The organism is Mesorhizobium sp. M7A.F.Ca.MR.362.00.0.0, assembly GCF_004023175.1.
Classification (GTDB): domain Bacteria; phylum Pseudomonadota; class Alphaproteobacteria; order Rhizobiales; family Rhizobiaceae; genus Mesorhizobium.
Genome location: NZ_RZTF01000019.1, coordinates 27,749 through 39,797, shown reverse-complemented (window position 1 = coordinate 39,797; position 12,049 = coordinate 27,749). Strand labels below are relative to the sequence as shown.

The 12,049-nt window shown below is 62.7% G+C and carries 14 protein-coding genes and 1 pseudogene (1 of these 15 only partly in view); 9 read left to right on the top strand and 6 right to left on the bottom strand.

All coding sequences use genetic code 11. The features are described 5' to 3' along the window. Positions 1-174 precede the first annotated feature (174 nt). Positions 175-1,227 carry a GTP-binding protein gene (locus EOC06_RS04985; protein ID WP_128307231.1) on the bottom strand — a complete coding sequence of 351 codons (1,053 nt, stop codon included), beginning with the start codon at positions 1,225-1,227 and terminating at the stop codon, positions 175-177. Positions 1,228-1,423: 196 nt separating this feature from the next. Between EOC06_RS04985 and EOC06_RS04980 the strand changes: the two genes are divergently transcribed. After that, complete coding sequence (locus EOC06_RS04980) at positions 1,424-2,155, top strand: intradiol ring-cleavage dioxygenase (RefSeq protein ID WP_128307230.1); 732 nt, start codon at positions 1,424-1,426, stop codon at positions 2,153-2,155. On the opposite strand, the gene EOC06_RS04975 is transcribed toward EOC06_RS04980, so the two are convergent. Next, entirely contained in the window at positions 2,119-2,304 is a 186-nt protein-coding gene (locus EOC06_RS04975; RefSeq protein ID WP_127319450.1) for a hypothetical protein, read from the bottom strand. The genes EOC06_RS04980 and EOC06_RS04975 overlap by 37 nt on opposite strands. A gap of 66 nt (positions 2,305-2,370) precedes the next feature. Between EOC06_RS04975 and EOC06_RS04970 the strand changes: the two genes are divergently transcribed. Continuing rightward, the gene (locus EOC06_RS04970) at positions 2,371-2,841 is read left to right on the top strand and encodes a MarR family winged helix-turn-helix transcriptional regulator (RefSeq protein ID WP_127266503.1); all 471 of its coding nucleotides are present in this window, start codon (positions 2,371-2,373) and stop codon (positions 2,839-2,841) included. A gap of 24 nt (positions 2,842-2,865) precedes the next feature. Here the strand turns inward: EOC06_RS04970 and EOC06_RS04965 are convergent, their stop codons facing one another. Continuing rightward, positions 2,866-3,735 carry an AraC family transcriptional regulator gene (locus EOC06_RS04965; protein WP_128307229.1) on the bottom strand — a complete coding sequence of 290 codons (870 nt, stop codon included), beginning with the start codon at positions 3,733-3,735 and terminating at the stop codon, positions 2,866-2,868. A gap of 49 nt (positions 3,736-3,784) precedes the next feature. Between EOC06_RS04965 and EOC06_RS04960 the strand changes: the two genes are divergently transcribed. The 6 genes from EOC06_RS04960 (at position 3,785) to EOC06_RS04935 (ending at position 8,720) form a co-directional block, all read left to right on the top strand. Then, a complete protein-coding gene (locus EOC06_RS04960) occupies positions 3,785-4,192 on the top strand; it encodes a DUF2000 family protein (protein WP_128307228.1) in 408 nt (135 codons plus the stop codon). A gap of 192 nt (positions 4,193-4,384) precedes the next feature. Next, a complete protein-coding gene (locus EOC06_RS04955; RefSeq protein WP_164898470.1) occupies positions 4,385-5,269 on the top strand; it encodes a DMT family transporter in 885 nt (294 codons plus the stop codon). A gap of 77 nt (positions 5,270-5,346) precedes the next feature. Next, a complete protein-coding gene (locus EOC06_RS04950; protein WP_127259551.1) occupies positions 5,347-6,369 on the top strand; it encodes a LacI family DNA-binding transcriptional regulator in 1,023 nt (340 codons plus the stop codon). Next, the gene (locus EOC06_RS04945) at positions 6,366-7,352 is read left to right on the top strand and encodes a 2-hydroxyacid dehydrogenase (protein WP_127331400.1); all 987 of its coding nucleotides are present in this window, start codon (positions 6,366-6,368) and stop codon (positions 7,350-7,352) included. The genes EOC06_RS04950 and EOC06_RS04945 overlap by 4 nt, the downstream gene beginning before the upstream one ends. Positions 7,353-7,412: 60 nt before the next feature. Continuing rightward, positions 7,413-8,156, top strand: coding sequence for an outer membrane protein (locus EOC06_RS04940; protein ID WP_128307227.1), 744 nt, complete (start codon positions 7,413-7,415; stop codon positions 8,154-8,156). 159 nt (positions 8,157-8,315) lie between these two features. Continuing rightward, positions 8,316-8,720: a hypothetical protein gene (locus tag EOC06_RS04935; protein WP_164898468.1), complete on the top strand. Its 405-nt coding sequence runs from the start codon at positions 8,316-8,318 to the stop codon at positions 8,718-8,720. Here the strand turns inward: EOC06_RS04935 and EOC06_RS04930 are convergent, their stop codons facing one another. After that, positions 8,721-9,494 (bottom strand): gamma-glutamyl-gamma-aminobutyrate hydrolase family protein, encoded by a 774-nt coding sequence (locus tag EOC06_RS04930; RefSeq protein ID WP_127266508.1) that lies wholly within the window; start codon positions 9,492-9,494, stop codon positions 8,721-8,723. Positions 9,495-9,756: 262 nt separating this feature from the next. Here EOC06_RS04930 and EOC06_RS04925 point away from each other — a divergent pair, with 262 nt between their 5' ends. Beyond that, positions 9,757-10,866 (top strand): TRAP transporter substrate-binding protein, encoded by a 1,110-nt coding sequence (locus EOC06_RS04925; RefSeq protein ID WP_013528215.1) that lies wholly within the window; start codon positions 9,757-9,759, stop codon positions 10,864-10,866. A gap of 84 nt (positions 10,867-10,950) precedes the next feature. Here EOC06_RS04925 and EOC06_RS04920 read toward each other — a convergent pair whose 3' ends face one another. Beyond that, positions 10,951-11,979 carry a zinc-dependent alcohol dehydrogenase family protein gene (locus EOC06_RS04920; RefSeq protein ID WP_164898469.1) on the bottom strand — a complete coding sequence of 343 codons (1,029 nt, stop codon included), beginning with the start codon at positions 11,977-11,979 and terminating at the stop codon, positions 10,951-10,953. Between the two features lie 18 nt (positions 11,980-11,997). Next, positions 11,998-12,049, bottom strand: a pseudogene (locus EOC06_RS04915) (TRAP transporter large permease subunit); it runs 1,725 nt beyond the window's last position.

Here is a 12,049-nt window from a genome sequence, read left to right as displayed (position 1 = left end):
CCTTGTGGGAGAAGGTGGATCGGCGCGCAGCGCCGAGACGGTTGAGGGGTGGGTGACGGATCTCCGTCAGCGCCAAGCTGGAACACCCCTCATCCGACCGAGCTTCGCCCGGCCACCTTCTCCCACAAGGGGAGAAGGAAGGAGGGGCAGCGCTAGCGCTATAAAGTCTGGAAATCAAGCCGCCTGGCAGGCGTCAAAACTCTTCTTCAGCCGCTCGGCGTCGAGTTCCCTGCCGATGAACACCAGCCGGCTCTCATGCTTCTCGCCGTCCTTCCAGGCGCGCTGGTGGTCGCCCTCAATGATCATGTGCACGCCTTGGATGACATAGCGCTCATCATCGCCCTTGAGCGCTATGATGCCCTTCAGCCGCAGGATGTTGGGGCCTTCCATCTGGGTGATCTTCTCGATCCATGGGAAGAATTTCTTCGGGTCCATCTCGCCGCCGCGCAGCGAAACCGATTGCACCGTCACGTCATGGATGTCGGAAGCATGCGCATGATGGTGGTGCCCGTCATGATCATGGTGGTGATCGTGGCCGTCATGGTCGTGGTCATGATGGTCGTGATCGTCATGCGCCTCAAGGAAGTGCGGATCGTTTTCCAGTGCCCTCGACAGGTCGAAGGCGCCGCGGTCGAGCACTTCGGTCAGGTCGACGCCAGCGCGGGTGGTACGATGGATCTTTGCCGCCGGATTGATGGCGCGGATCGTCGCCTCGACCTTGGCGAGCTCTTCTGACGTGACGAGGTCGGTCTTGTTGAGCACGACGACGTCGGCGAAGGCGATCTGGTCCTCGGCTTCCCTGGAATCCTTGAGCCGCAACGGCAGGTGCTTGGCGTCGACCAGCGCCACCACCGCGTCAAGCCTGGTCTTGGAGCGCACGTCGTCGTCCATGAAGAAGGTTTGTGCCACCGGCACCGGATCGGCCAGCCCGGTGGTCTCGACGACGATGGCGTCGAAGCGGCCGGGGCGGCGCATCAGGCCCTCGACGACACGGATCAGGTCGCCACGCACCGTGCAGCAGACGCAGCCATTGTTCATCTCGTAGATTTCCTCGTCGGATTCCACGATCAGATCGTTGTCGATGCCGATTTCACCGAACTCGTTGACGATGACGGCGTAGCGCTTGCCGTGGTTTTCCGACAGGATGCGGTTGAGCAGCGTCGTCTTGCCGGCGCCGAGATAGCCGGTGAGAACGGTTACGGGGATCTGCGTCTGTGCGTCGCTCATGGCTTGCCTCGAATTATCTTGGCCGCGAAAATTCGGCCTAAGAAATGGGATTGTTGGCTCCATATAGGATGTGCGCCGGGCTTTTGCACGGGGCAAACCGATGGGCCAAACCGGCTTGCTGCATTGCCGAATCGTTGGCGAAAGCCGTTGTGATCGCCTAGATCAGGGCGACAGAGGCCAATTCGAGAGGCAAGATATGTCCGGCAAGCCATCCTCGTTCTCAATGAGCCGGCGCCAGGCGCTCGGTTTGATCGCGGTCACCGCCGGCGGTGGCGCCTTCCTGCCCGCCGCCGCGATGGCAGACCAGACTTCACCTTATGCCGGACTGGCCTTGTTCGAAAACGGCGCCGGTGTCTGCACCATCACGCCCGAGGCGACCGAGGGACCGTTCTATTTCGATCCGAAGCTAGAACGCGCCGATGTCACCGAAGGCAAGAAGGGCATTGCCCTTGATGTCCGGCTGCAGGTTGTCGACGCGGGCTGCCGCCTGCTTGCCGGCGCTCGTGTCGACATCTGGCATTGCGACGCGCAAGGCGCCTATTCCGGCTATCCCGGACAGGGTGATGGCCGCGATCTCGACACCTCGGGCCAAACCTTCCTGCGTGGTTGGCAAAGGACCGACGCGAGTGGCATCGTTTCCTTCGCCACGATCTATCCCGGCTGGTATCGCGGCCGCACCACCCACATCCATTTCAAGGTCTTTCCCGACGACAGTTCGGTGATGACCGGACAGTTGTTCTTCCCGGACAGCCTCAGCGAGCAGATTTTCACCGCTGTCGCGCCCTACAACGACCGGTCGGGCGAGCGCGACACCTCGAATGCCGCGGACGGCATAGCCAGGCGGGCCGGACCGCAATCGCAGGCTGCGCTGCGCGAGCTGGAGGATGCCTATCAGGCGCTGATGATCATCGCGGTGAAGTCCGGCTGAGCGGCGGTCACTCCATCACTTTGCTCGCGGCGAAAATTCCGGCCGGGAATTCGTTTGTCATCTAACTGAAATAAACATCTGGCATTAGCCACGGCGGACACCACAATGCTTGCCGGCAAAGCTGTTTGAAGCTCCGGAATCTTTTTCATCGTCGATTGCCAACCGGCCGGCTGCCTCTATGCTGCCCGCACCGGTACGGCCGAAGAGGGATGACCATGGCCAAGGCGGATAAGACTGCGACAATGAGCCGGCTGCATTCGGCGGCAAGGCTGGCAAGAACGGCGCTGGCGGCCCGGCTTCTGGCGCACGGCTTCTATGCCGGCCAGGATCAGATCATGCTGGCGCTCGACCGTGAGGACGGCCAGACGCCGGGCAATCTTGCCGGACGCCTCGGCGTGCGCCCACCCACCATCACCAAGACAATCAACCGGCTGCAGGCCCAGGGTTTTCTGGAAAAACGCGCCTCCTCGGCAGACGCCCGTCAGGCGCATATTTTCCTCACCGATACCGGCCGCGATATCATCCACGCGATCGAGAAATCGGTGAAGAAGACCGAAAAGCAGGCGCTGAAGGGCCTCGACAAGAAGGACCAGAAGTCGCTGTTCAAACTGCTTGCCCGCATCGAGGCCAACCTCTCGAACGAGGAACTGGTGCTCATCGACGACGACGCCGAATCGGACGACTGACCGGCGGATTGTCGCGGCAGGCGATCAAGCCGCCGCGGCAGAGCCCTGGATCAGCGACGACCAGCGTCCCGGTGTCATGCCGAACGCCTTCTTGAATTGCCTTGTGAAATGGCTCTGGTCGCTGAAGCCGGCTTCGACCGCGATCTGTGCCAACGGTTCGCCGGCGGCGATCATCCGCCGCGCCCGCTGAAGCCGGCGCATCACCAGGAAGCGATGTGGACTGGTGGAGAAAGCGGCACGGAAATGCCGTGACAAGGCATAGCGATCAAGCCCGGTTACAGCTTCCAGTTCGCCGGAACGCACCGGCCGGTTCAGGTTTTCCGTGAGATAGTCGCGCGCCAGCGCAGCCGCCCGCCACGCCGTCCTAGTCATCGGCTTCGCCGACTGGCCGCCATGCCGGGTCAGGCTTTGCATCAGTTCCGTCAGGAAGTCGTCGACGAACAACTCGTCGAGTTCCTGCTCCAACGGACCCAGCGCCGAAAGCAGCGTTGCGCAAAAGGCGGCGTCCGTCACCACGCCATCCCTGACAAAAGGCAGCGAAGCGCCGCCAAGGCAGCCGAGCATCAGCGACGGCTCCAGATAGAGCATTCGGTAGCGCAGGCCGTCCTCGGTGCCGGCGCCGCCGTCATGCAACTCGTCGGGATGCAGCACGATGATCTGGCCCGGAAGGCTGTGGCGCGCAGCGCCGAGATAGCGAAACGTCTGCACACCGTGCAGCGTCACCCCGATCGCATAGGTGTCGTGGCGATGCAGGTCGAAGGCGCTGCCATGGAAGCGCGCCTCGATCCGCTCCATGCCTGCGGGATCGGGGGCGGAGATGATACGGTTTTCCGCCGCATCGACGCACAAACGTCCAAGACCCTTGTAGGCCTGGCTGTCTAGATCGTGCGACATCATCTCCTTCAGCCTCGCATTGGGGCACAAACCGAATGGCCAATGTCTCATGTTCGATACGAAATTTGCAATCGTGCTCAGGGAAGATCTGCCGGTCTGGCAGAAACTCAACGTCACCGCTTTCCTGACCAGCGGCATCGTCGCGCAGTTTCCCGATATCATCGGTGCACCCTATCGCGACCGCGCCGGCAATCTCTACAACCCGCTGTCGATCCAGCCGGTCATCGTTTTGTCCGCCGACCAGACGACGCTGGGCACCATCCATCGGCGCACGCTGGAGCGCGGCGTGACCACCTCGCTCTATGTCGAGGAAATGTTTTCGACCGGCTTTGACGCGGCCAACCGTGCCGTCTTCGCCGAATTCGCGCCTGAAGACGCCAAGGTGGTCGGGATCGCGCTTCGCGCCGACAAGAAGCTGGTCGATAAAATCACCAAGGGCGCCCGCATGCACGCCTAGCCAGGGCACTACGCCTGCCGGCGGCTCTTGTTGTGCCAGCAGGCTTTCATGTCGCGGCAGTCGACAATTGGCTTGCCGGGAGCCGGCAATTCCCGCAAAGGTGGGCTCCAGCCCAGCTTCCCACCCGGCCTGCAAGTGAGTGCTCCCCAAAGACATGTAGAAAGCGCGACGCCCCCGGTGGCGATCATGTGCATGCTTTCCACCTATGTCTTCTTCACCTTCCTCGACACATCAAGCAAATACCTCGTCCTTGCCGGCGTTTCCGTGCTGGTAGTTGCCTGGGTGCGCTTTGCCGTGCATGTCGTGCTGGTCGGCGCGCTGCTGCGCGGCTGGCGCCAACCGGTGCGGTTTCGTCCGGTCAATCTGCCGGCGCATATCCTGCGCGGGGCGTTCCTGTTCGGATCGACCATATTCAATGTCCTGGCGCTCAAATCCCTGCAACTGGCCGAGACCACCTCGATCTATTTCTTCGGGCCGATGGTGATCACGGCACTGGCCGGTCCGCTGCTTGGCGAGTGGGCCGGCTGGCGGCGCTGGCTGGCCATCCTGACGGCCTTTGCCGGCGTCCTCATCATCACCCGGCCGGGCGTCGGCGTTTTCGGCATCGGACATCTCTTCGCGCTCGGCTCGATGCTGTCGAACTGCTTCTACGTCATCATGACGCGCCGCATGTCGGCGACCGAGACATCGGAGAGCCTCATCCTGTTTTCGGCGCTGGCGCCGGCGCTGTTGCTTCTGCCCCTGCTGCCGTTTTCGTTTTCCCTGCCGCATGACGGTTGGCACTGGTTCGTGCTGCTGATGCTCGGCGTGTTCGGCGGCGTCGGTCACTGGCTGCTGGTCCAGGCCTACCGGCTGGCGACAACCACGGCTTTGGCGCCCTATCCCTATTCGCAGATGGTGTGGATGATCATTTCCGGCTGGATCGTCTTCAAGCAGTTTCCCGACCGCTGGACATTGGTCGGCGCCGCCATCATCGTCGCCAGCGGTCTCTACATCGTCCATCGCGAGCATAGGCTTCGGCTGCGGAGCCGCGCGGCCTCGGATGTCGAGGCCGAGGCGTTGGCAAAAAAACTTTGATTTGCCCCCGATCGGTGGCATAACGCCGCCTTTAAACAGTTTAGGTCTGGAAATTCAGGTCCGGGGAGCACACGTCGCTGGCACAAAAAATCAAGCTTTCGACGATCGCGGATGCGCTCGGCGTGTCCACGGCTACGGTCTCGCTGGCGCTGCGCGACAGCCCTCTGGTTGCCGGTACCACGCGTGACCGCATCAAGGAACATGCCCGCGCCATCGGCTATATCTATAACCGACGCGCCGCCAGCCTGCGCACCTCGCGTTCCGGCATTGTCGGCGTCGTCGTCCACGACATCATGAACCCATTCTTCGCCGAGATCCTGCGCTCGATCGAAAGCGAGCTCGACCGCAGCCGGCAGACCTTCATCCTGTCCAATCATTATGATCAGCTCGAAAAGCAGCGCACCTTCATCGATACGCTTTTGCAGCTCGGCGCCGACGGCGTCATCATGTCGCCGGCCATCGGCACGCCGGCTTCCGACATCGTGATGGCCGAGGAGAACGGCCTGCCGGCTGTGCTGATCGCGCGCACCGTCGAGGGTGCCGACGTGCCGGTCTTTCGCGGCGACGACTCTTATGGAACAGGCCTTGCCACCAACCATCTGATCTCGCTCGGCCACAAGCGCATCGCCATGATCGGCGGCACCGACCAGACCTCGACCGGCCGTGACCGCTACCAGGGCTATGTCAACGCGATGGAGGCGGCCGGGCTGGAAGTCAGGCCGTCATGGCGCATCGCCGGCCCACGCACCAAGCAGGCCGGCTTCGAGGCCGCCGGACAGTTCCTGGCGCTGAAGGACAGACCGACGGCTGCCTGCTGCTGGAACGACCTTGTCGCCATCGGCCTGATGAACGGCATCGCGCGCGCCGGCCTGGTGCCCGGCGTCGATATCTCGGTCACCGGCTATGACGACCTCGAAGAGGCGGCGATCGCGACGCCGGCGCTGACCACCGTCTGGAACGGCCAGCGCGAGGTTGGCCGCCGCGCCGCCAGCGCGTTGCTCGACAAGCTCAACGGCCAGACGGTGCGGCCCTCGCAGGAATTGATCAAGCCGGAACTGCATGTGCGTCAGTCGACCGGCAAGCCGGTGGAGCGTGCATGACCAAGGCCGAACAGTTGCAGACCGTCGCCATCTTGGTGCCGGGCGATTTCAACGACCATGCGGTCGACCGCATCAACCGCACATTCAGGCGTGTCAGAATAGAACGCGCCGATCCGTCCCTCATCACCGATGAGATGCGCAACGATGTGCGCGGCATCGCTTCGTTTGCCGGCATCAACGCGGCGATGATGGATGCATTACCCAACCTCGAGCTCATCGCCTCCTTCGGCGTCGGCTATGATTCGGTCGATGTCGGCCATGCCCGAGCGAAGAACATCATGGTCACCAACACGCCCGATGTGTTGACCGAGGAGGTCGCCGACACCACGATCGGGCTGTTGATCAACACCATCCGCGATCTGCCGCGCGCCGAAACCTGGCTGCGCGACGGCAGCTGGGTGCGCAACGGCAACTATCCGCTGAGCCGGCTGACCTTGCGCGGGCGCAGTGTGGGTATTTTCGGCATGGGCCGCATCGGGCAGGCCATCGCCCGGCGTCTGGAAGCTTTTGGCTTGCCGGTCGCCTACCACAACCGGCGCCGTGTCGAAGGTCTTCCCTACCAGTACCATGCGACCCTGAAAGGACTTGCCGAGGCCGTCGATACGCTGATTTCGGTCGCGCCGGGGGGCGCCTCGACGGAGAAGGCGGTCAATGCCGAAATCCTGTCGGCGCTTGGCGCCAACGGCGTCTTCGTCAACATCGGCCGTGGCAGCACTGTCGACGAAGCAGCGCTTGCGGCAGCCCTTGTCACCGGCACCATCGCCGCCGCCGGCCTCGACGTCTTTGCTGACGAACCGAACGTGCCCAAGGCGCTGCTCGACGCGCCCAACACCTCGCTGCTGCCGCATGTCGGCTCGGCCTCGGATCACACCCGCCGCGCCATGGCGGATCTGTGCGTCGACAATCTGGTGTCCTGGTTCACCGAGCGTCGGCCGTTGACGCCGGTGCCGGAGACGGTGAGTGTGAAGGCCAGGACCTTGTAGGACAAGCACCGCGGCGGCGAACGTGACCGATCTGCAACGATAGGTTGGAAATCGGTAGCTTTGGCACGTAGGCATCTTGATGCGCAGCTGAAGTCAAAGTATTTTGCCGCCAATCAACTAGCGGGGCGCTACGTGAAAACTCTTCTTCTTGCATCAACAATGCTTGTCGCCGTTTCGGGCAGCGCGTTCGCTGCCGATGCGCTTACCTCAGCTCCTGTTGCTTACGAATGGACCGGCGCCTATGTCGGCGCCCAGATTGGGTATGGCTGGGGAGATGTCGACAGCCATGATTCAGAGATAGGAACTGGCTCTTCCGATTGGTCGGATTCGTGGAAATCCAACGGCGTGCTCGGCGGCATCCACGTCGGTTACAATCAGGCCTTCGACTCGATCGTTCTGGGCGTCGAAGCCGATCTCGAAGCCTCGGGAGCGAGCGGCTCCGTGGATTCGGCATATGCCGGCAACATCAAAACCAAGATCGACGTTCAGGGTTCGCTGCGCGCACGTCTTGGCTATGCGACGGGACCTGCCCTCCTGTACGCCACGGGCGGTCTGGCCGTCGCTCACTTCGACACCAAATATGACGACGGCACCACGACGGATGATTCGTCCAACACAAAGGCAGGTTGGACTGTGGGCGCCGGTATCGAATATGCCTTCGCGCAAAATTGGACGACCCGTGTCGAGTATCGCTACAGCGATTTCGGCACATTCACCGACAATCCGGCGACCGACAGCGGCTACCTCTATCCCACCCACGTGACCACCCAGGCTGTCCGCGTCGGCGTCAGTTACAAGTTCTGATATAAACTAGTCGCGGTTCAGGGGCGGGAGTAATGCCGGCACTGTCTTGGGATGCCTGCCTTTGTTCGGCGGGCCAAAGGCGTGTTGCCACACTTATTAACGTCAGCTTAACCCTTTGGAATCATTCTCCATCCTGTCCGTATGCGTGGATGAAGAATGATGAAAACACTTTCCGTATTGATCGCTGCTGGGGCGCTGTTTGGCGGCGTTCGGTTGTTTCATGTCGGCAGCGGGGAAAGCGTGGCCAACGAGGCCGCCCCGTCCAGCAGCTACAGGCTGGTCGCCAATGGCGATGAGGCGGTCTGTGCAGTCAGCCGCGGGGCCGAAATTTCGGACGGTTTGTCGCTGCTCACCGTTGCTCCGAAATGCCGCCGGCTCTTGCCGGGCATAGAGCAGGCGAAGTTCTGGCGCGAGCAAAACGACGGCACGGTCGCCTTCAGCGCCAACGGCGTCGATCCGATCGTCACCTTCGCGACTGCCGACGGCGACGGCTACGAATCCTATGCCCCAGCGCTGCCGCTGCTGTCGCTGGCGGCCATAGGCGATAAGAAATCTGGTGACTGATTATTCCGCTGCGGCCCGCGCGCCAGCCTTCGCTGCGGCGTGCAGCCGAACCGCATCGCCGAAGGCCCGGAATATTTTCACCGAATTGCTGTCCGACTTGACCCAGTATTCCGGGTGCCATTGCACGCCGACGGCGAAGGCGCGGGCGTCGCGCACCGAAACCGCCTCGACCGTGCCGTCGGTGGCGACGGCCTCGACCTGCAGCTTCGAGCCGAGCCGGTCGATGGCTTGGCGGTGCAACGAATTGACCTTGATGTCGCCGGCACCGAACACACCGGCCAGGCAACTGTCAGGTTTGATCGAAATGGTCTGGTGGATGGCGAAGCGTTCGTCCTGCTTGTCGCTCACCGGCGCGCGGTGGTCGAGCGAGCCCTCGCGCTCCTGGATCTCGGTGCCGAGCGTGCCGCCCAGCGCCACGTTCAATTCCTGGATGCCGCGGCAGATGGCGAGCAGCGGCACGCCGCGTTCGATCGCCCGGCGGATCAGCGGCAGCGTCGTGGCGTCGCGCGCCGGATCATAGGGGCCATTGGCTTCGCTGGCGTCGCCGCCATAGAGCGAGGGATGCACATTGGATTTCGAGCCGGTGACCATGACGCCGTCCACCGACGACAGGAGCTCGTCGAAGTCGAGCCGGTCGCCAAATGACGGCACCAACAGCGGGAACACGCCGGCGCCGGTGATCGCCGCTTCCAGATATTGCTGCGGGGCGGCGTGCCAGGTGTAGTTGTCGAACTGACGGACGTCGGTCGATATGGCGACGAGCGGCTGATGCATTTTGCTCTGTGTTCCATCTGGGCAAGGGATACCTGCCGCTAAAATAGGCGATCCCCGGTTGTTTTTCCATGCCAAGTTTCAGCGTGTCGCATGGGCCACGAAACGGCCTGTTAGACTATAGTTGCAGGGCAGCCGGGCTTCGCCGTCAAATCGGGCCGCCGTGCTGGACTCGACTTCTTGCCCGTGTATTGTCTCGAACGAACCGACACGGAAACCGAGGATTTCCTGACGTCGGCCTGTTGATCCAAAAGGGAGGAACTTCATGGATCGTCGTTCATTCATTCGCAAGGCCGGTGTCACCGGCGTCGGTGCCGCGGCGGCCGCGGCCACGCTGGCAGCGCCTGCAATCGCCCAGTCCAATCCCAAGGTGACATGGCGGCTGGCGTCGTCCTTCCCGAAGTCGCTCGACACCATCTATGGCGGCGCCGAGGTGTTCTCGAAGATGCTGTCGGAAGCCACCGACGGTAACTTCCAGATCCAGGTCTTCGCCGCCGGAGAGCTGGTGCCAGGCCTGCAGGCCGCCGACGCCACCACGGCCGGCACGGTCGAAGCCTGCCATACGGTGGCATATTATTACTGGGGCAAGGACCCGACATGGGCGCTCGGTGCGGCGGTTCCCTTTTCGCTCAACGCACGCGGCATGAATGCCTGGCACTACCATGGCGGCGGCATCGACCTGTTCAACGAGTTTCTCGCCACGCAGGGCCTTTTCGGCCTGCCGGGCGGCAACACCGGCGTCCAGATGGGCGGCTGGTTCCGCAAGGAAATCAACACGGTGGCCGACCTTTCCGGCCTCAAGATGCGAATCGGCGGTTTTGCCGGCAAGGTGGTGCAGAAGCTCGGCGTCGTGCCGCAGCAGATCGCCGGCGGTGATATCTATCCCGCGCTGGAGAAAGGCACCATCGACGCGGCCGAATGGGTTGGTCCCTATGACGACGAGAAGCTCGGCTTCTATAAGGTCGCGCCCTATTATTACTATCCCGGCTGGTGGGAGGGCGGCCCGACCGTCCACCTGATGTTCAACAAGGCGAAGTACGAAGAACTTTCGCCGACGTACAAGTCGCTGCTGCACACTGCCGCGCAGGCGGCCGACGCCAACATGCTGCAGAAATACGATTATCTGAACCCTGCGGCGGTGAAGCGACTGGTAGCCGGCGGCGCGAAACTGCGCCCGTTCAGCCAGGAGATCATGGCCGCCTGCTTCGAAAAGGCCAACGAGGTCTATACCGAAATGGAAGCCTCCAACGCCCCGTTCAAGAAGATCTGGGAATCGATCAAGGGCTTCCGCAAGGAGCATTATCTCTGGGCGCAGGTGGCCGAATACAATTACGACACCTTCATGATGGTCCAGCAGCGCAACGGCAAGCTGTAGTCGGCCGGACTTCTGCTCAAAAGCTCTCTGGGCGGAACCCGCTCAGGGAGCTTTTCTGTATATACCGGAGGCGAAACCGGCGATTCAGCCTCGGCGCGGCATCACCAGAACCTTGATCTCGCCGGGCGCCGGCGGATTGGCGATCACCGCTGGCGCTTCTTCAAGCGACACCTGCCTGGAGATCAGCCTGTCGATCTCGATCGCACCGGAAGCGATGAGTTCGGCGGCGCGGCGATGGGTGTAGGGATTGAGGAAGGAACCGAGCACCTTCAGTTCCCGGAACAGCAGGTCGAACGGCTCGAATTCCGCTTTCATGCCTTGCGGCGTCACGCCGACGATGACGACGGTGCCGCCGGCGCGGGGCAGCCGCATGGACTGCTCGACGGTTTCTCGCACGCCTGCGCATTCGAAGACGACGTCGACACCGCCTGGCACCAGCCCCGCCGGTCCGGCGATGGCATCGATGACATCGGCGGTGGTTGGATCGATCGTCATTGTCGCGCCGAGGTCCTCGGCGAGGGCGCGCCGCGAGGCTTGCCTGGTCGACAGGATGATGGTCGTGGCTCCCGCCAATCTTGCCAGCTGCACGGTGAGCAGGCCGATCACGCCGCCGCCAAGCACGACCACCGAGCTGCCCGGTTTGATCCCGGCAAGGTCGACGCCGTGCAGGCAACAGCCGAGCGGCTCGCAGAACGCGCCGTGCATGGGATCGAGACCCGCAGGCAGGACGAAAGCCTGCTTCTGCGGCAAGGCAAGGTATTCGGCAAAGCCGCCGTCGCGATGAATGCCGATGGCGCGCAGATTGCTGCAGAGATTGGTTTGTCCCGCGTGACAACGCGCGCAGCGCCCGCAGTCGATGTTGGGGTCGCCGGTGACACGATCGCCGATGGCAAAACCCGAGACCGATTTTCCGATCGCCTCGACGAGACCGGAGAACTCATGGCCGGGCGTCACCGGCGGCGTGCACGGAAATTCGCCGTGAAACAGATGCCGATCCGTGCCGCAGACGCCGCAGGCTTCGATGCGCACCAGTAGCTCATCCGCACCGATGTCAGGCATGTCGACGTCGCGCAGCGTGATGCCGCCCACTGCTTCCAGCCGCACCGCTTTCATGGTTTTGACCATGCCGGTTCAGTTGAAGCTTGGCGGTTGCGACAGGTCGGGCTGTGGCGTTGCCGGCTTG